14 protein-coding genes are annotated in these 18,528 nt (G+C 70.8%); 8 read left to right on the top strand and 6 right to left on the bottom strand.

Annotated features, from left to right (window positions below):
- Positions 1 to 111 precede the first annotated feature (111 nt).
- Positions 112 to 1,461 carry a PucR family transcriptional regulator gene (locus ACWY4P_RS16480; RefSeq protein WP_456211299.1) on the bottom strand — a complete coding sequence of 450 codons (1,350 nt, stop codon included), beginning with the start codon at positions 1,459 to 1,461 and terminating at the stop codon, positions 112 to 114.
- A 171-nt stretch (positions 1,462 to 1,632) separates the two neighbouring features.
- On the opposite strand from ACWY4P_RS16480, the gene ACWY4P_RS16475 reads away from it, so the two are divergent.
- From ACWY4P_RS16475 to ACWY4P_RS16465, 3 genes are all read left to right on the top strand, one after another.
- Positions 1,633 to 2,559 (top strand): proline dehydrogenase family protein, encoded by a 927-nt coding sequence (locus ACWY4P_RS16475; protein ID WP_456211298.1) that lies wholly within the window; start codon positions 1,633 to 1,635, stop codon positions 2,557 to 2,559.
- 74 nt (positions 2,560 to 2,633) lie between these two features.
- Positions 2,634 to 4,265, top strand: a complete 1,632-nt coding sequence (pruA, locus tag ACWY4P_RS16470) for an L-glutamate gamma-semialdehyde dehydrogenase (RefSeq protein ID WP_456211297.1) — start codon at positions 2,634 to 2,636, stop codon at positions 4,263 to 4,265.
- Positions 4,266 to 4,886: 621 nt separating this feature from the next.
- Positions 4,887 to 5,009, top strand: a complete 123-nt coding sequence (locus ACWY4P_RS16465; protein WP_319693819.1) for a hypothetical protein — start codon at positions 4,887 to 4,889, stop codon at positions 5,007 to 5,009.
- Positions 5,010 to 5,016: 7 nt separating this feature from the next.
- On the opposite strand, the gene ACWY4P_RS16460 is transcribed toward ACWY4P_RS16465, so the two are convergent.
- The gene (locus tag ACWY4P_RS16460) at positions 5,017 to 6,645 is read right to left on the bottom strand and encodes a fibronectin type III domain-containing protein (protein WP_456211296.1); all 1,629 of its coding nucleotides are present in this window, start codon (positions 6,643 to 6,645) and stop codon (positions 5,017 to 5,019) included.
- A 129-nt stretch (positions 6,646 to 6,774) separates the two neighbouring features.
- Here ACWY4P_RS16460 and ACWY4P_RS16455 point away from each other — a divergent pair, with 129 nt between their 5' ends.
- The 5 genes from ACWY4P_RS16455 to ACWY4P_RS16435 all read left to right on the top strand — a co-directional run bounded on the left by ACWY4P_RS16455 (position 6,775) and on the right by ACWY4P_RS16435 (position 13,408).
- On the top strand, positions 6,775 to 7,818 hold the full coding sequence (locus ACWY4P_RS16455) for a 3-isopropylmalate dehydrogenase (RefSeq protein WP_456211295.1): 1,044 nt from the start codon (positions 6,775 to 6,777) through the stop codon (positions 7,816 to 7,818).
- Positions 7,819 to 8,020: 202 nt separating this feature from the next.
- The gene (locus ACWY4P_RS16450) at positions 8,021 to 9,106 is read left to right on the top strand and encodes a branched-chain amino acid aminotransferase (RefSeq protein ID WP_456211294.1); all 1,086 of its coding nucleotides are present in this window, start codon (positions 8,021 to 8,023) and stop codon (positions 9,104 to 9,106) included.
- Positions 9,107 to 9,538: 432 nt separating this feature from the next.
- Entirely contained in the window at positions 9,539 to 11,137 is a 1,599-nt protein-coding gene (gene cimA / locus ACWY4P_RS16445; protein WP_456211293.1) for a citramalate synthase, read from the top strand.
- 401 nt (positions 11,138 to 11,538) lie between these two features.
- Positions 11,539 to 13,122 (top strand): acyl-CoA carboxylase subunit beta, encoded by a 1,584-nt coding sequence (locus tag ACWY4P_RS16440; protein ID WP_456211292.1) that lies wholly within the window; start codon positions 11,539 to 11,541, stop codon positions 13,120 to 13,122.
- Between the two features lie 31 nt (positions 13,123 to 13,153).
- Complete coding sequence (locus tag ACWY4P_RS16435) at positions 13,154 to 13,408, top strand: acyl-CoA carboxylase subunit epsilon (RefSeq protein ID WP_456212941.1); 255 nt, start codon at positions 13,154 to 13,156, stop codon at positions 13,406 to 13,408.
- A gap of 116 nt (positions 13,409 to 13,524) precedes the next feature.
- On the opposite strand, the gene ACWY4P_RS16430 is transcribed toward ACWY4P_RS16435, so the two are convergent.
- From ACWY4P_RS16430 to ACWY4P_RS16415, 4 genes are all read right to left on the bottom strand, one after another.
- A complete protein-coding gene (locus ACWY4P_RS16430; RefSeq protein ID WP_078610434.1) occupies positions 13,525 to 14,103 on the bottom strand; it encodes a GTP-binding protein in 579 nt (192 codons plus the stop codon).
- Positions 14,084 to 14,773 (bottom strand): DUF742 domain-containing protein, encoded by a 690-nt coding sequence (locus ACWY4P_RS16425; protein ID WP_456211291.1) that lies wholly within the window; start codon positions 14,771 to 14,773, stop codon positions 14,084 to 14,086. Before ACWY4P_RS16425 ends, ACWY4P_RS16430 begins: the two co-directional genes overlap by 20 nt.
- Before the next feature lie 83 nt (positions 14,774 to 14,856).
- Complete coding sequence (locus ACWY4P_RS16420; protein WP_014176114.1) at positions 14,857 to 15,270, bottom strand: roadblock/LC7 domain-containing protein; 414 nt, start codon at positions 15,268 to 15,270, stop codon at positions 14,857 to 14,859.
- 10 nt (positions 15,271 to 15,280) lie between these two features.
- Positions 15,281 to 18,382, bottom strand: coding sequence for a sensor histidine kinase (locus ACWY4P_RS16415; RefSeq protein WP_456211290.1), 3,102 nt, complete (start codon positions 18,380 to 18,382; stop codon positions 15,281 to 15,283).
- Positions 18,383 to 18,528: the final 146 nt, after the last annotated feature.

Raw genomic sequence — 18,528 nt, 5'->3', positions numbered from 1 at the left:
TTGTTACCCGTTACTTGTTGTTCCTGGGTTTCCCGGTCGCCTTCCCGACCGGCGGTGCCCACTGTGCCACGCGCCACCGACAACGGGCCGCGCCCAGGTCACGGGCGCTGCTCACAGCCGCGCGGACTTCAGCGCCATGTGGAGCAGCAGCCGGTCCTCGCCCGCGTCCAGGTCGAGGCCGGTCAGCTGCTCGACGCGGGAGAGCCGGTAGTAGAGCGTCTGCCGGTGGATGCCGAGCGCCTGGGCGGTGCGGCTCGCCTGGCCCGCGCAGTCCAGGAACGCCTCGGCAGTGCGGGCGAGTTCGGCGTGCGGGGGCTCCAACAGGGCTTGTACGACGGGGTCGGGGCCGGTCGCGGCGGGCAGCGCGGCCAGCAGGCGGTACGGGCCGATGGCGGACCACTCCGCGACCGGGCCCAGCCGCGCGTCCGCCCGGGCGGCCCGCGCGGCGGCCAGCGCCTCGGGCCAGGCGGCGGGCAGGTCGTCCAGGCCGCGGCGCGGCGCGCTGACGCCCGCGAACCTCCCTTCCCGCTCGGTCTCGGGGCGCTCCGCCGCGCGGGCTCCCTTCGTCGCCGCGCGGCGCGCCGCGCCGCCCGAAGCCGGGGCGGCCGTGCCCGGGGAGCGCAGCAGATGTTCGGCCGCGGTACGGGCCGGGTCCAGGGCCGTCGAGGCGCGCAGCCGGACCAGCGCGGCCAGGCCCGACGCCGGTGAGCGCCCCGCGGCCGGGCCCGCCGCGGGGGCCGGACCGGGTGGCGCCGGGAGGACGCAGACGGCGGCCACCCCGGGCGGGCTGGGCAGCCGGGCGGAGTCGTAATCCTCGGCGTTCACGGCGTCCTCCGGGGCCCACGGGGTCACCGCGACAACCGCCAGGGGCCCGTCGGCCGCCCCGCGCAGCGCGGCGCGCAGGGCCGTGCGCGCGGTGTCGCGGCCGTCCGGCGGCCCGGTCAACAGGTCGCGCAGCAGCCCGCCGAGCTCCTCGTCCGCTCGGGCCTCCGCCGCCAGCAGCGCCCCGATCCGGGCCGCCGTCTCCATGGCGCGGGCGAGCCGGGGGTCCGGCGGGCCGGCCGGTCCGCCGAGCTCCAGGTCGGACAGATGGCCGTCGTCGAGCAGCCACACATAGCCGTGCACCACGCCCCGGTGGCGCACCGGCAGACAGATCCGGCCCATGAAGACCCCCGCCCCCGGGTCCGGCGGGATCCGCAGCGGGGCCTGGGCCCGCGCGATGCCGAAGCCCTCGAACCAGGCCCGCACCGCCGCCGTGGACCGGCGCCGCAGGATGGAGCGGGTACGCACCGGGTCGAGCGCCGGCTCGTCGACCCCGCCCGCCCCGTCGGCATCGTCGGGGTCTCCGCCGCTGCCGTGGGCCCCGAAGGCGATCAGCTCGAAGTCGCGGTTCTCGAGCGTCGCGGGCGCGCCGAGCGCCGCCGAGATCTCGTCCACAAGCTGCTGATAGTCGTCGAGCACCGGCTTCCCGCCTTCCTTTCGCCCCCGGCCGTGCTGCCATTCTCATACATATGTCTGAGATCCCGGACACGGATGCGTGACAGCTGTCGATGGCCGCGGATCCGAGCGATCCTTAAGTTTCACGGTGAGTCGACAAAGCCGTCCGAACGGCCGTCATCGTGGAGGTGCCCCGTGCTGGGTCCCGTGCTGCTCGCCGCTTCTCGCAGTGCCGTCATCCGCCGCGTCATCTCGGCCGCACCGGTCACCCGCCCGACGGTGGACCGGTTCGTCGCCGGTGAGCGCCTGGCCGAGGCCGTCCCGGTCGTCCGCGCCCTGGCGGAGCGCGGCCTGGAGGTGACGCTCGACCACTTGGGCGAGGACATCACCGATCCGACGGAGGCGCTGCGCAACCGGGATGCCTATCTCGCGCTGACCGAGGCGCTGGCCGCGGAGGGTCTGGCCGGGCGGGCGGAGATGTCGGTGAAGCTGTCCGCCTTCGGGCAGGCGCTGCCCGGCGGTCACGACCTGGCCCTGGCCCATGTGATCCCGGTGGTGGAGGCGGCCGACGCGGCGGGCACCACCGTCACCCTGGACATGGAGGACCACACCACCGTGGACTCCACCCTCGCCATCCTCGCCGAGCTGCGCCGGCGGTTCCCGAAGACCGGCGCGGTCCTGCAGTCGTATCTCCTCCGCAGCGAGGACGACTGCCGGGCGCTGGCCGGGGAGGGCTCGCGGGTGCGGCTGGTGAAGGGCGCGTACAAGGAGCCGGCGAGCGTCGCGTACCAGGACAAGCGCGAGGTCGACCTGGCCTATGTGCGCTGTCTGAAGATCCTCATGGCGGGCGAGGGCTACCCGATGATCGGCTCCCACGACCCGCGCATGGTCGCCATCACCCAGGAACTGGCGCGCCGCTTCGGCCGCAAGCTCGACGAGTACGAGTTCCAGATGCTGTACGGGATCCGCCCGGCCGAGCAGGAGCGGCTCGCTGCCGAGGGGCATCGCATGCGGGTTTATGTCCCGTATGGAACAGACTGGTATGGGTACTTCATGCGGCGCCTCGCGGAGCGCCCCGCGAACCTGGCGTTCTTCCTGCGCTCGCTGGTCGGCCGCGGCTGACCAGCCGGAACGCTCCCCCGCCCCCTCGCCTGTACGACGAACGAACCCGACGCTCGAAGGAGACAAAGGCCACTATGGACGCCGTGACCCAGGTCCCCGTGCCGGTGAACGAGCCGGTGCACACCTACGCCCCCGGCACCCCGGAGCGCGCCCGCCTCGAGACCAAGCTCAAGGAGCTGGCCCAGAACCCCATCGACCTGCCGATGACCATCGGCGGCGAGAAGCGGATGGGCGCGGGGACGCGCTTCGACGTCGTGCAGCCGCACAACCACGCGGCCCGGCTGGGCACCTACGCCAACGCCACCCAGGCCGACGCGCGGGACGCGATCGACGCCGCCCTGGCCGCCGCCCCGGCGTGGCGCGCGCTCAGCTTCGACGACCGGGCCGCGATCATCCTCAAGGCCGCCGAGCTGCTGTCCGGCCCGTGGCGGGAGACCCTGGCCGCCTCGACCATGCTCGGCCAGTCCAAGACCGCGCAGCAGGCCGAGATCGACACCCCCTGCGAGCTGGTCGACTTCTGGCGCTTCAACGTCCACTTCGCCCGCCAGATCCTGGCCGAGCAGCCGCTGACCCACTCCCCGGGGGTCTGGAACCGCAGCGACCACCGGCCGCTGGAGGGGTTCGTCTACGCGATCACGCCCTTCAACTTCACCGCCATCGCGGGCAACCTCCCGACCGCCCCCGCCCTGATGGGCAACGTGGTGGTCTGGAAGCCGTCCCCGACGCAGACCCACGCCGCCGTGCTGCTGATGGAGCTGCTGGAGGAGGCGGGGCTGCCCAAGGGCGTGATCAACCTGGTCACGGGCGACGGCAAGGACGTCTCCGAGGTGGCCCTGGCCCACCCGGACCTCGCGGGCATCCACTTCACCGGCTCGACCCGCACCTTCCAGTACCTGTGGAAGACGGTCGGCGCCAACATCGAGACGTACCGGACCTACCCGCGTCTGGTCGGCGAGACCGGCGGCAAGGACTTCATCGTCGCCCACCCGTCGGCCGACCCCAAGGTGCTGAAGACGGCGATGACCCGCGGCGCCTTCGAGTACCAGGGGCAGAAGTGCTCCGCCGCCTCGCGCGCCTACGTCCCGCGCTCGCTGTGGGAGAGCGGCCTCAAGGAGGAGTTCGCCGCCGAGGTGGAGAGCCTGGCGATGGGCGATGTGACCGACCTGTCCCACTTCCTCGGCGCCGTCATCGACGAGCGCGCCTTCGCCAAGTCCAAGGCGGCCATCGACCGGGCGAAGTCCGACCCGACCGTCGAGATCGTGGCCGGCGGCACCTACGACGACAGTGAGGGCTGGTTCGTCCGCCCGACGGTCCTCGTCTCCACCGACGCGGACAACGAGATCTTCAAGGACGAGTACTTCGGCCCGATCCTCGGGGTGTTCGTCTACGAGGACGCCGAGTACGACGCGATGCTGGCCCAGATGGAGTCGGCGTCGCCGTACGGCCTCACCGGCTGCGTCATCGCCCAGGACCGCGCCGCGGCCGCCGCCACCTGCGAGGCGCTGCGCTTCGCGGCCGGCAACTTCTACATCAACGACAAGCCCACCGGAGCCGTCGTCGGCCAGCAGCCCTTCGGCGGCGGGCGGGCCTCCGGCACCAACGACAAGGCGGGCGCCAAGCAGAACCTGATGCGCTGGACCTCCACCCGCTCCATCAAGGAGACCCTGGCCCCGCCGACCGACTACCGCTACCCGCACATGGGCTGAGCCCCCGGCTCAGCCCCCCGTTGAACCCCTGCCCAACCCTCGACGCAGACCCCCGACGGCCGCCGCCCGCGCCTCCGCGCAGGCGGCGGCCGGCGCCGTATGCGGGCGGGTGTGACAAGCCGAAAAGTCATGGACGGCGGAGGCGCGGCGGTGCTAGCGTCTGACAGCCAAGTAGTCGTTATTCACGACAGTTTACGAAGCTAACCAACGAGTAAGCACCTTCTGAACGGCGCGAATACTGGTTGGTCGAGGCCGAACGGGGGTTGGCCTCGACCAGCCCATGTCCATGACAGGGCCTCCTCGTGGCGCCGTGGTGCGACGCCGTTCTCTTCATCCCGGAAAGCCCCGAAAAGGCGCCTTCCGCGTCTCAGATAGTAGGACGTCCGAATAATTGTGCGGACAGTCCGCCTCCGAGGCCTTACTTTTGTGGAAGCCGAACGTCTCGCTCCATCGAGCGATGGCGGCCGCGGCCGGTGCACACGCGCAGGTGACCCCTGCCGCACCCAGGCCCCCGCCCTTCCGGCATCTTCCGCAGCAGCACCTTCTCGCGGTTTCAGCGACGTTCCAGCAACGGGGAAGCACGCGTAAGGCCACGCCACGAGGACACAGGGAGACGCGATCATGGCTGAGACGGTTGTCCGCAGGACCCGCCGCAAGACCGACAACACCGACCGCAAGAACGCCGCCGCCGCGCTTCAGCGCGCGCTCGACCGCCGCGACAACGGCGGCGCCACCGGCCACTGAAGCCGGGTCACCCCCCGGGCGTGCGCACCACCTCGAAGTGGTCCACGCGCTCACCCGATTCGGCCAGCGTCGTGACCACCAGCTTCGGGCTCGGGCCCGGCCGCACCTCCACCGCGAGGAACGAGAAGCCGGTGTAGCGCACCCGCGACCACTCCGCCGTGTCCTTGTTCTTCGACCCGTCCTTCGCCCAATGGAAGGTCTTCACCTCGTCGAGGTCCTTCACATGGCCCTCGTAGCTGTCGGGCACCGGGAACTCGTACAGGCGCGCCCCGGCCCCGCCCGCCGTCGCGTAGACGATGCCGTCGCGCACCGCGTCGGCACTGCCGCCGACCGGGACCCGTTTGGCGGCCCGGCCGCCCCGGATGGCGTCGGTGCGCTCGTAGACGTGGTTGTGGCCGTTGATGACCAGGTCCACCTGGTGCTTCTCGAACAGCGGCACCCAGGCGTCGCGCACCCCGCCGTCCGAGGCATGGGCGCTGGTGGTCGAGAAGGCGCAGTGGTGGAAGAAGACCACGATGAAGTCGATGCCGGGCTGCGCGCGCAGCTGCCCCAGCCGCCGGTCCAGCCAGCGCGTCTGCTCTCCGCCGGTGTATCCGGTGTTGGCGGTGATCTCGTAGCTGACGTCGTTGGCGTCCAGCGCGACGACTCCCACATTGGCGTAGGTGAAGGAGTAGACGCCGGGCGCCTTGCGCGGATCGGGGCCGTTGTCGGGGAGGGACCAGCGGGCCAGCTGGCCGCCGTAGCCGTCGGGGGAGTACCAGGCCTCCATGTCGTGGTTGCCGGTGGTCACCATCCACGGCACGCTCGCCGCTACCGAGGCGGTCTGGGCGAGGAAGGAGTCCCACACCCGGGCGTCGAAGACGTCCGAATTCTGGCCGTGGCCGGTGGTGTCCGCGTAGCACAGATCCCCGGCATGCAGATGGAAGGCGGGGTTCTGGCCGAGCAGCAGCTGGTCGTTGGCGAGCGCGTCATAGCTGACGCCCTGGTCGCCGAAGGCGGTGAAGACGAAGGACTCGGACTTTCCCGGGGCCGTGTGGAACGTCCCCAGGGCGGAGAAGTGGCGCGGGTCGGCCGGGTCGAAGCCGTCGTGGCCGACGCCGTAGTAATAGGTGACGCCGGGGCGCAGCCCGTCGAGGGCGGCGTGGAGGTAGTACTGGTCGACCGCCGGGAGCTTGTCGCTGAGCGCGGGCGTGTGCAGATGGCGGACCTCGGCCTCGATCTTCCGGCTCAGGTCCCAGGGCTGGAGGCCGATCCGTACGTGCGGCGCCTTGACGGCGAAGGGGACCTGCCAGGAGATCCGCATCTGGGTCCTGGGGTCGGCGCCGAAGGCGAGATGCCGGCCGAAGGGCGCGACCAGCGAGCCGTCCACCGTGCGCGACGCCGGGCCGCTGAGCAGGGTCGACTGCGGACTCGGCGGACCCGCCTCCACGGCGCCCGCCGAACCGGTGAGCAGGCCCGCCCCCGCCACCGTCCCCACCCCCGCGACGCCGCCGCGCAGCACCCCGCGCCGGGAGAGCTTCGTCCGCAGATACTCGTGCTGCTCGGCCATCGTCATCCGGCGCGCCAGGCGCTCGGGAATGCCGACCCGCGGGACATCGGAGGAGGCGCGGGGCGTGCCCCGGGAGAAGTCAGCCATGTGCCGGAATCTGCCCCCAGAAGGCGACTTCACGCGGTACGCCGGGTGAACGTGAGCCATCCGGATGAGGATCTGTCCACATCTCGGACGGTCAATGTCAATGTGTGGGACGAGGGGTAGGGTCCCGGTATGTCTCGCAGCATTCGTCTCGCAGTGATCCCCGGTGACGGTATCGGCCAGGAAGTCGTGCCGCAGGGTCTCAAGGTCCTCTCGGCCGTCCTTCCGCAGGACGTGAAGCTCGAGACCCAGGAGTACGACCTCGGCGCCCGGCGCTGGCACGCGACCGGCGAGACCCTGCCGGACGCGGAGCTGGAGTCGCTGAAGAACCACGACGCGATCCTGCTCGGCGCCATCGGCGACCCGTCCGTGCCCTCGGGCGTGCTGGAGCGCGGGCTGCTGCTCAAGCTGCGCTTCGTCTTCGACCACTACGTCAATCTGCGCCCGTCGAAGCTGTTCCCGAACACCGCCACCCCGCTGGCCGGCCGCCCCGACATCGACTTCGTCGTCGTCCGCGAGGGCACCGAGGGCCCGTACACGGGAAACGGCGGGTCGCTGCGCACCGGCACCCCGGCCGAGGTGGCCACCGAGGTCAGCGTGAACACCGCGTACGGCGTCGAGCGCGTGGTGCGCGACGCATACGCCCGGGCCGCGGCCCGGCCGCGCAAGAAGCTCACCCTCGTGCACAAGACCAACGTCCTGGCGCACGCGGGCCACCTGTGGAAGAACATCTTCGACCAGGTCGGCGCGGAGTTCCCCGAGGTCACCACCGACTATCTGCATGTCGACGCCGCGACGATCTTCTTCGTCACCCAGCCCGAGCGGTTCGACGTCATCGTCACCGACAACCTCTTCGGTGACATCCTCACGGACCTGGCCGCCGCCGTCACCGGCGGCATCGGGCTCGCCGCGAGCGGCAACATCAACCCCTCCGGCACCTTCCCGTCGATGTTCGAGCCGGTCCACGGCTCCGCGCCGGACATCGCGGGCACCGGCAAGGCCGACCCGACCGCGACAGTGCTGTCGGTGGCCCTGCTGCTTCAGCACCTGGGATACGAGGCCGAGGCGGCCCGTGTCGAGACCGCCGTCGCCCAGGACCTCGCGGAGCGCAGCGGCGACACGCCGCGCACCACCGACGAGATCGGCGACGCGCTCGCGGCGCGAGTATCCGGCTGACCCCAGCCTGTGCCGACGCGCGGCTGGGTGCGACCATCGACCTGGGCCGCGCGAACGCACGCATCTCTACCCCGGCCCCACTCCGAGCGATAATCGGACGTGGGGCCGTCGTATGAGAGGAAGCTCGGACGTCCTAGTACCCCTCGGGGGCGGGACGGTGCGGGCGCGGTCCGCTACAACCAACGGTGAAGGACTACCACTCATGACGACGCCCACGATCGAGCTCAAGCCTTCCGCGCATCCCCTCTCCGACGAGGAGCGGGAGCGGATCCTGGCCAACCCCGGCTTCGGCCGCCACTTCACCGACCATATGGTCACCATCAAGTGGACCGAGGGGCGCGGTTGGCACGACGCCCAGCTCGTGCCGTACGCCCCCCTCTCGCTCGACCCGGCGAACATGACCCTCCACTACGCCCAGACGATCTTCGAGGGGCTCAAGGCGTACCGCCAGCCCGACGGCGGCGTGGCCACCTTCCGCCCCGAGGAGAACGCCGAGCGCTTCCGCGCCTCCGCGCGCCGCATGGGCATGCCCGAGCTGCCGGTCGAGACCTTCATCGCGGCCTGCGACGCGCTGGTCACCCAGGACAAGGCGTGGGTGCCCGGCAGCGGTGAGGAGTCCCTCTATCTGCGGCCCTTCATGTTCGCGACCGAGGTCGGCCTCGGCGTGCGGCCCGCGAACGAGTACCTCTTCGTCGTCATCGCCTCCCCGGCCGGCGCCTACTTCCCCGGCGGGGTCAAGCCGGTCTCCGTGTGGCTCTCCGAGGAGTATGTGCGCGCCGCCCCCGGCGGCACCGGCGCCGCCAAGACGGGCGGCAACTACGCCGCTTCGCTGGTCGCCCAGGCGCAGGCCGCCGAGCAGGGCTGCGACCAGGTGGTCTGGCTGGACGCGATCGAGCGCCGCTGGATCGAGGAGATGGGCGGCATGAACCTGTACTTCGTGTACGGGGACCGCATCGTGACCCCCGAGCTGTCCGGCTCGCTGCTGCCGGGCATCACCCGCGCCTCGCTGCTGCGGATCGCCTCCGACCTGGGCCATGAGGTCTCCGAGGGCCGGATCTCCGTCGACGACTGGCGGGAGGGCAACGCGGACGGCAGCCTCACCGAGGTCTTTGCCTGTGGCACCGCCGCCGTCATCACCCCCGTCGGCTCGGTCAAGTCCGCCCGCGCCGACTGGACCGTGGCGGACGGGCAGCCGGGCGAGGTGACGATGAGGCTGCGCAAGGCGCTGCTGGACATCCAGACGGGCGCCGCCCCGGACGCCCACGGCTGGATGCACCGCCTGGGCTGACGCCGGGAGCCGCGCACCGGGGCACGGGGCGCACCGGGCGCTTCGGACGGGGAGGCGGGTCGACGTCGTGCACGGCGGCGGCCCCTCCGAACGTGATTCCGAAACGTGATTCCGGTCTGGGCGTGTGTTCGTGCGGCGGCTCGCATCCTGAGACGGATGGGGGCTCGGGGGCGGAATGTGCTTGACTGCCTCCGTGCTCTCGTTCGCCATGATTATTGGCAGCAGGCGCGCCGGTCCGCAGTGACCGCCCCGTACGACCCGGTACGGCGCGGACACCGTGCCCCCAGACCCGCGCGCAGACCTCTCGCACCCGCGAGGGGTCTTTTCGTTTTCCGGACCACCCCGCCGGACGCGGAGCGCGAGGGATCATAGGAGGGCGCGGAACCGGTTATTCCGGTAGACCGAGATCGATCCCACAGGAGCCAGACCATCATGAAGGACCTACCCGACGACAGCTTCCACGTCTTCGACACCACGCTGCGCGACGGCGCGCAGCGCGAGGGCATCAACCTCACCGTCGCGGACAAGCTGACCATCGCCCGTCACCTCGACGACTTCGGCGTGGGCTTCATCGAGGGCGGCTGGCCCGGCGCCAACCCGCGCGACACGGAGTTCTTCGCCCGGGCCCGTGCCGAGATCGACTTCAGGCACGCACAGCTGGTCGCGTTCGGCGCCACCCGCAAGGCGGGCGTACGAGCCGAGGACGACCCCCAGGTCCAGGCGCTCCTCGACTCCGGGGCCCCGGTGATCACGCTGGTGGCCAAGTCCCACGACCGCCATGTGGAACTCGCCCTGCGCACCACGCTGGAGGAGAACCTGGAGATGGTCCGGGACACCGTCGCCCATCTGCGCGCCCAGGGCCGCCGGGTCTTCGTCGACTGCGAGCACTTCTTCGACGGCTACCGCGCCAACCCCGGCTACGCCAAGCAGGTCGTCAGCGCCGCCCACGAGGCGGGCGCCGACGTCGTGGTGCTGTGCGACACCAACGGCGGCATGCTCCCGGCCCAGATCGACGCGGTGGTCCGCACGGTCCTCGCCGACACCGGGGCCCGGCTGGGCATCCACGCCCAGGACGACACCGGCTGCGCCGTCGCCAACACCCTGGCCGCCGTGGACGCGGGCGCCACCCATGTCCAGTGCACCGCCAACGGCTACGGCGAGCGGGTCGGCAACGCCAACCTCTTCCCGGTGACCGCCGCCCTGGAGCTCAAGTACGGCCGTAAGGTCCTGCCCTCCGGCGCGCTCGCCGAGATGACCCGCATCTCGCACGCCATCGCCGAGGTGGTCAACCTCACCCCCTCGACCCACCAGCCCTACGTCGGCCTCTCGGCCTTCGCGCACAAGGCCGGGCTGCACGCCTCCGCGATCAAGGTGGACCCCGACCTCTACCAGCACATCGACCCCGAGCTGGTCGGCAACACCATGCGCATGCTGGTGTCCGACATGGCGGGCCGGGCGTCGGTCGAGCTCAAGGGCAAGGAGCTGGGCATCGACCTCGGCGGCGACCGGGAGCTGGTCGGCCGCGTCGTCGAGCGGGTCAAGGAGCGCGAGCTCGCGGGCTACACCTACGAGGCCGCCGACGCGTCCTTCGAACTGCTGCTGCGCGAGGAGGTCGAGGGGCAGCCCCGCCGCTACTTCCGCGTCGAATCCTGGCGGGCCATCGTCGAGGACCGCCCCGACGGCACCCACGCCAACGAGGCGACGGTCAAGCTCTGGGCCAAGGGCGAGCGCATCGTCTCCACGGCGGAGGGCAACGGCCCGGTCAACGCCCTGGACCGCGCGCTGCGCCGGGGCCTGGAGCGCATCTACCCGCAGCTGGCCACGATGGAGCTGGTGGACTACAAGGTGCGCATCCTGGAGGGCAAGCACGGTACGGAGTCCACGACGCGGGTGCTGGTCGCGACGGCGGACAGCAAGGGCGAGTGGTCGACGGTGGGCGTCGGGGAGAACGTGATCGCGGCCTCGTGGCAGGCGCTGGACGACGCGTACGCCTACGGGCTGCTGCGAGCCGGCGTGGAGCCGCAGGAGTAGACCGTGGCCGCTCGGCGGCCGGGGGAGCGGCTGGTGACCACGGCCCCGGCGGAGCCTTGGGGGTGTAGCTCTGCCGGGGCTGGTCCTGTTGAAGTTAAGTTGAATCTTCAACGTCACCTACCTTAACCCCTTTCCCCGCGCACACAAAATCTCCGGATACCCGGCGGCCCCGGGGCCGGACCGTGGCCCGGCCGGGCGCGCCCATACGGGTGGTCATGTCCGCCGGTCCGGGGCGCGCCACGTCGGGGTTTGTGGAGTGCCGACAGCGCCGATCGCCCGGTGGCCCATACGGTGGCGAGAAATCCGCTGTCCAGTTCTGTTCTGCCTACCCACCAAAACGCGCCCGACGTTGTATGGAATTGACATGCGTCTCGGGGGGTCCGGGAACGTACCGTCATTGCATGACCAATCTCGAAGGTGCGCCCGATGAGGCGAGCGACGTCCGCGGGCGTGTCGCCGAGCTGCACGCGATCCGCGAGCAGGCTCGGCGCGGCCCGAGCGAGCGGGCGACCGAGGCTCAGAAGGCCAAGGGGAAGCTGACGGCCCGCGAACGGATCGATCTGCTCCTGGACGAGGGGTCCTTCAACGAGGTCGAGCCGCTGCGGCGGCACCGCGCGAGCGGGTTCGGGCTCGAGGCGAAGAGGCCCTACACCGACGGTGTCGTCACCGGCTGGGGGACCGTACACGGGCGGACCGTGTTCGTGTACGCACACGACTTCCGGATCTTCGGCGGGGCGCTCGGGGAAGCCCACGCCACGAAGATCCACAAGATCATGGACATGGCCATCTCGGCCGGGGCGCCGCTGGTGTCCCTCAACGACGGTGCCGGCGCCCGGATCCAGGAGGGCGTCTCGGCGCTCGCCGGCTACGGCGGCATCTTCCAGCGCAACACTAAGGCGTCCGGCGTCATCCCGCAGATCAGCGTGATGCTCGGCCCGTGCGCGGGCGGCGCCGCCTACTCCCCGGCGCTCACCGACTTCGTCTTCATGGTCCGCGAGACCTCGCAGATGTTCATCACCGGGCCGGACGTGGTCCAGGCGGTGACCGGCGAGAAGGTCACCCAGAACGGACTGGGCGGCGCGGATGTGCACGCCGAGACCTCGGGTGTGTGCCACTTCGCGTACGACGACGAGGAGAGCTGCCTGGAGGAGGTGCGCTACCTCCTGTCGCTGCTGCCGCAGAACAACCGCGAGAACCCGCCGGTCGTCGAGTCCGACGACCCGGCCGAGCGGCGCGGCGAGGCGCTGCTCGACCTCGTCCCGGCCGACGGCAACCGCCCGTACGACATGCGCAAGGTCATCGAGGAGATCGTCGACGACGGCGACTACCTGGAGGTCCACGAGCGCTGGGCGACCAACATCATCTGCGCCCTGACCCGGTTGGACGGCCAGGTGGTGGGCATCATCGCCAACCAGCCGCAGTCGCTGGCCGGGGTGCTGGACATCGAGGCGTCGGAGAAGTCCGCCCGCTTCATCCAGATGTGCGACGCCTTCAACATCCCGCTCATCACACTGCTGGACGTGCCCGGCTTCCTGCCCGGCGTGGACCAGGAGCACGGCGGAATCATCCGGCACGGCGCCAAGATGCTGTACGCGTACTGCAACGCCACCGTGCCGCGGATCTCGGTCATCCTGCGCAAGGCGTACGGCGGCGCCTACATCGTCATGGACTCCCAGTCCATCGGCGCAGACCTGACCTACGCCTGGCCGACGAACGAGATCGCGGTGATGGGCGCCGAGGGCGCCGCCAACGTGATCTTCCGTCGGCAGATCGCCGGGGCCGACGACCCCGAGGCCATGCGCGCCCGCATGGTCAAGGAGTACAAGTCCGAGCTGATGCACCCGTACTACGCCGCCGAGCGCGGCCTGGTCGACGACGTCATCGACCCCGTGGAGACCCGCGAGGTCCTCATCCGGTCCCTGGCGATGCTGCGCAACAAGCACGCCGACCTGCCGTCCCGCAAGCACGGCAACCCGCCGCAGTAACGCGAGCATTGGAGACGAAGCCACCGTGAGCATCGCACAGGACATCGCCGACAACCCCGCCGATACCGTGGCCGGCGCCGCCGTCGGCGCCGCCACTCTGGTCCGTGTCGAGAAGGGGCACGCGGACGCCGAGGAACTCGCCGCGGTCACCGCGGTCCTCCTGGCCCGCGCGGCCGCCAACGCCGGTCACCGGCGCTCCTCGGGCCGCACCGGCCGCAGCGCGGCGGGCTGGCGCCGCCTGGAGCGCCAGCGGGGCTTCCGCGCCCCGCACAGCTGGCAGGGCTGAGGCCGCGGAGCCGAAACCGGAAACGCGGCTCGAAGCGCACAAATCCCCCGCTCTCCCGGAGAGCGGGGGATTTGTGCGTTCGGCGGCGGTGGTGGCCGCCGACGCTGTTGCTGTCGCTATCGCAAACGCGCCATCAGCGCGTGCTCCACGAGCGTGATGAGCGCGCTCTTGGCCTCGCTGCGGTGACGGGCGTCGGTGATGATGATGGGCGCGTCCGGGCCGATCTGGAGTGCTTCGCGGACTTCCTCGGGGGTGTAGGGCTGGTGCCCGTCAAAGCCGTTGAGGGCGATGACGAAGGGCAGCCCGGAGTTCTCGAAGTAGTCGACGGCGGGGAAGCAGTCGGCGAGGCGGCGGGTGTCGACGAGGACGACGGCGCCGATGGCGCCGCGGACCAGGTCGTCCCACATGAACCAGAACCGGTCCTGGCCGGGCGTGCCGAACAGATACAGGATCAGGTCCTGGTCGAGCGTGATGCGGCCGAAGTCCATGGCCACCGTGGTGGTGGTCTTGTCCGGCGCGTGGGTGAGATCGTCGATCCCCGCGGAGGCGGAGGTCATTACGGCTTCGGTGCGCAGCGGGTTGATCTCCGAGACCGCGCCTACAAACGTGGTCTTGCCCACGCCGAAGCCGCCCGCCACCACGATTTTCGCGGAGGTGGTGGAGCGGGCTGCACCGCTAGAGCTTGCGAAGTCCACTGAGCACCCTTTCGAGCAGTGTCACGTCAGGCTGGCCGCCGGCGGACTCGTCGCCGCCGGGCTGATGGATGGCGACGAGCCCGGCCTCGGCCAGGTCGGCTACGAGGATCCGGGAGACGCCGAGTGGAATGGTCAGGAGTGCGGAGATCTCGGCGACCGACTTGATCTCGCGGCACAGGTGGCAGATCCGCTGGTGCTCGGGCAGCTGGCCCTGGAGCTGAGCGGGGTCCGCCGTGGTGGAGACCAGCGCCTCGATGGCGAGCTGGTAGCGGGGCCGGGTCCGGCCTCCGGTCATGGCGTACGGGCGCACCAGCGGGTTGTGGCCGGTGGCCGGGGAGGACGGCTCCGGCGTGTGCCGTACGGGCGGCGGCGCGGGCCGGCTGGGCGGCGGCTGGTGCGGCACCATGGGCTCGGACGAGAGCCCCGCCGGGCCGCCCGGCGGGGCGTAGGACGGCGCGTACGGCTGCTGAAGGGGCTGCGGATGCGAGGGTGGGGGCAGAGCCTCATGAGACTGCTGAACGGGCTCCTGAGGCGCGGCAGGGGGCTGCTGTGCCGTGCGGGCCTGACGGCTTGGCGCGGAGGGGAAGTTGAAGCGCTTCAACGGGGCATCTCCGTGCGGCTCGGCCTGCTGCCCATGGCCGTACGGATATCCACTGGGGGGCGTTGTCACGTGTCCTCCTCCAACTTGCCTGTCTGCCGGTCGCGCCACCGCACCCTAACGGCGCGGTGGCGCGAAACGCATCTTTGTGTTTGCTAGTTGAGAAGACTGCCTTGCAGTTCGGCGCGCAGGTCCGGGGTGAGGACGCTGCCCGTGCGGTCGACCAGCAGGGCCATCTCGTAGCCGACGAGGCCGATGTCGCATTCGGGGTGGGCGAGTACGGCCAGGGAGGAGCCGTCGGAGATGGACATGATGAACAGGAAGCCTCGTTCCATCTCGACGACGGTCTGGTTGACCGCGCCGCCTTCGAAGATGCGGGAGGCTCCGGCGGTGAGCGAGGTCAGGCCGGAGGCGACCGCCGCCAGCTGGTCGGCTCGGTCACGGGGAAAGCCTTCGGACATCGCCAGAAGGAGTCCGTCGGCGGAGACCACCACCGTGTGCGACACCCCGGGGGTGTTGTCCACGAAGTTGGTGATCAACCAGTTCAGGTTCTGCGCCGCCTGGCTCATCGGGCTCACACTAACGCTCCTGATCGTAGGTGCTGCCGGGGCCGTAGCCCTGTTGGTCATGCTGGTCACGCTGTTGGCGCCCCTGCTGGACGCCACGGCGCAGGTTGCTCAACCTGCCACGGATGTCCTCCGGCGCGCGGGAGACCTGGGGGCCGCCCGCTCCGGTCGACTCCGCGGAGCCCTCGACCAAGTTGGCCTTGGGCACTCGCCGGGGCAGACCGGAAGAGGTGACCCCGCCGGCCTTCGGCTCACGCAGCTGCTCGGCTCGGTGCCAGCGCTGGTCGTTCTCCGGGTGCCACGTGAAGGTGTCCGAGAAAGCGTGCTCCCCCGAGCCCTGACCGGGCAGCTCCGGCGCCGCGGGGGCCGCCGGTTCCGCGGTCGGCTGCTGGGTCCCTGAGTCCTCCGACGGCTGCCACTGCTTCTCGCGGCGGGGGAGACCGGCGTCGGTCAGGGAGTTGGTTGTGCTCGGGGCAGGCCCCGGACGGTGGAACTCTACGCTTTCCGCGGCAACTTCGGGAGCGCTTGGCGCAGATTCCGCTTGTACTGGGTAGTTTGATCCAAACGGCGACTCAAACGAACCCGTGTCGCTCCAATTTCCCTGATGGGAAGGGGAAGTGAAGTCGGCGTACGGCGGTGGCCCGGACTCCGTCGGAGTCCGGTATTCCGATTCCGGTTCGGAATACGCCGCAGAAGGCGGGAACGGCATGGCCGGTCCGGTCGGCGTCGCGGGGGCGGATGCCCCGGTTTGTGCCGTGGGCCCGGTCGGGGTGGCGGGTGCGGCCGGCCCGGTCGGCGCGGCCGGTGTTCCGATGATTCCGGTGGCCCCGGGTGCCGGCCCGAACAGGGGATCGCCGCCATATGCCGAGTCGTCGAAGCCGAAGTCGGCGGCCGTACGCGGCGCTGCGGCCTCCTGGACGGCCTGCGGCATCCGCGGCGCCACAGGGGCCTGGGGGACGGCCTGCGGCGCCTGCTGGGCCTGCTGGGCCTGTTCCGGGGCGATCCGGGAGGCCGTGAAGTTCTGGTCCGCGGGGAGCTCCTCGCCGCCCCCGCCGTGTGTGATCGCGTCCGGGAGCATGACCAGCGAGGTGGTGCCCGCCTGCTCGCCCTGCGGGCGCAGCTGGACCCGGATGTGGTGCCGGTCGGCGAGGCGGCCGACCACGTACAGGCCCATGCGCTGGGAGACCGCGACGTCGACGGTGGGCGGATTGGCCAGCCTGTGGTTGATGTCCGCGAAGTCCTCGGCGGTCAGGCCGATGCCCTTGTCATGGATCTCGATCATGACGCGGCCGTCGGGCAGCCGGGTCGCGGTCACTCGCACCTTGGTGTGCGGCGAGGAGAAGGTGGTGGCGTTCTCCAGCAGCTCCGCGAGCAGGTGCACCAGGTCGGTCACGGCGTTGCCGTGGATCTCGGTCTCCGGGACGCCGGCCAGCTCGATCCGCTCGTACGACTCCACCTCGGAGGAGGCGGCGCGCAGCACGTCGATCAGCGGCACCGGCTGGTTCCAGCGGCGGCCCGGCTCTTCGCCCGCGAGGATCAGGAGGTTCTCGCCGTTGCGCCGCATACGGGTCGCCAGGTGGTCCAGCCGGAAGAGGTGCTCGAGCTGGTCCGGGTCGGCCTCGCGGTTCTCCAGCTCGGAGATCAGCGAGAGCTGGCGCTCGATGAGGCCTTGGTTGCGACTGGAAAGGTTGGTGAAGATCGCGTTGACGTTGCCGCGCAGCATCGCCTGCTCGGCGGCGAGCCGGATCGCCTCACGGTGCACCTGGTCGAAGGCGCGGGCCACCTCGCCGATCTCGTCGCGCGTGGTGATCGGGATCGGGGTCACCCGGGTCTCGATCCGGCCCGGATCGGCGCGGGACAGCTGGTCGACCAGCATGGGCAGCCGCTGCTCCGCGACATCGAAGGCGGTGTTGCGCAGCTGCCGCATGCTGCGGCTCATGGAGCGGGCCATCCGGCCCGCCACGACGAAGGCCAAGAGGAGGGCGAGCAGCACGATGGCGGAGTTCACAAACGCGTCGCGCTTTGCGTTCGCGGAGATTTGCGAAGCCTCGTTCACCGCCTTGTCGACGAGGTCCTTCTCGGTCTCGCGGTAGGCGTCGAACTTGGCCGTGGAGGCGGCGAACCACGACTGGGGGGTGATGCCGCGCTCCTTGAGGTCCGCCGGTTTCCCGCCGTCGCCGATGGCCGCGATCATCTGTTCCATCGACGGCGGGACCACGAACTGCCGGTCCTCGGCGGCGGCCTTCCGCCGGGCCTCTTTGACCTGCTCCTCGCCCTTCTTCTTGCCCGCTGCCATGGCCTGCTTCAGCCGGTTCACGTCCTCGGGGAGGCCGGCCGACTGGAACTCGGTGAGGGCGATGTTCTCCAGGTAGACGTACGAGCCGAAGGCGGTGAGCTGGGTCTTGCGGTCGGCGGCCGAGGGGCCGGGTTTGACCAGCAGATGGCTGCCAATGGAGCGTTGGAGCGATTCAGCTCCCTTGGCCAGCGAGACCGCGTAGACGGTGCGGCCGTAGGAGGTGATGTTGCTGGTGCCCAGACCGAGTTCGTTTGCGAACTCCAACAGTGAGTGTTCGACCGCGACATAGCCCTCTTCGGTCTTCACCCCGTTCAACCGCTCGGTGTAGGCGTAGCGGCGCAGACTGACAAGCTGCGGCTCCACCGCCTGGAACGCCTTGAGGCGGCGCTTGAGGCTCGCGGTGTTCGGCATGGTCTTGGCGTACTTGTCGAACTCGGCCTTCGCGGCGTCGGTCGCCGCCCGGGCCTTCTTCACCTCGTCCTCGGCGGAACCGGTGAGCAGCGGGACGGCGGTGCGATCCCGCTCGTCGACCAGGGCGTGGCTGTAGGACGCGGCCGCTCGGACCAGCCGGGCGGTGCGCTCGGCGTCCTCGGCCTCGTTCCAGGTGGAAACGGAGGACTGGACGCGGAAGCCGCCGAAGACCAGGGCGACCAGGACGGGTATGAGCAGGATCGCGTTCAGGCGGGCCGGCACCCGCCAGTTCCGCGGCGACAGGCGCCCGCCGGCCGCGACGGGGGGCGCCGTCGCATCGGCGGGCAGCGCCGCTGTGCGCGGCGGCGGGGTGAAGTTCCCCCGCACCTGTTTCGCGGAGTCCGGCATGCTTCGCCTCACTCGACCAACAACCTCTCGGCGTCGGCACCTGTGTCGTGCCGTTCCCAGCTGAGCCCGTACCGCCCAGTTCAGCGAATTCCAGCATGCTGCGTCGGTGCTTTCCAAACAGTCGGTCAAGCGCCCGACCAGTTGTC

The organism is Streptomyces sp. LZ34 (assembly GCF_053890475.1).
This window is presented reverse-complemented; position numbering and strand designations above follow the sequence as displayed.

What these genes read in the sequence shown, in the direction of transcription:
- cimA (WP_456211293.1), top strand. Translation starts at nt 9,539, where the DNA reads ATGAAGGACCTACCCGACGACAGCTTCCACGTCTTCGACACCACGCTG.
- ACWY4P_RS16420 (WP_014176114.1), bottom strand. Translation starts at nt 15,270, where the DNA reads ATGAGCCAGGCGGCGCAGAACCTGAACTGGTTGATCACCAACTTCGTG.
- pruA (WP_456211297.1), top strand. Translation starts at nt 2,634, where the DNA reads ATGGACGCCGTGACCCAGGTCCCCGTGCCGGTGAACGAGCCGGTGCAC.
- ACWY4P_RS16460 (WP_456211296.1), bottom strand. Translation starts at nt 6,645, where the DNA reads ATGGCTGACTTCTCCCGGGGCACGCCCCGCGCCTCCTCCGATGTCCCG.
- ACWY4P_RS16450 (WP_456211294.1), top strand. Translation starts at nt 8,021, where the DNA reads ATGACGACGCCCACGATCGAGCTCAAGCCTTCCGCGCATCCCCTCTCC.
- ACWY4P_RS16455 (WP_456211295.1), top strand. Translation starts at nt 6,775, where the DNA reads ATGTCTCGCAGCATTCGTCTCGCAGTGATCCCCGGTGACGGTATCGGC.
- ACWY4P_RS16465 (WP_319693819.1), top strand. Translation starts at nt 4,887, where the DNA reads ATGGCTGAGACGGTTGTCCGCAGGACCCGCCGCAAGACCGACAACACC.
- ACWY4P_RS16415 (WP_456211290.1), bottom strand. Translation starts at nt 18,382, where the DNA reads ATGCCGGACTCCGCGAAACAGGTGCGGGGGAACTTCACCCCGCCGCCG.
- ACWY4P_RS16440 (WP_456211292.1), top strand. Translation starts at nt 11,539, where the DNA reads ATGACCAATCTCGAAGGTGCGCCCGATGAGGCGAGCGACGTCCGCGGG.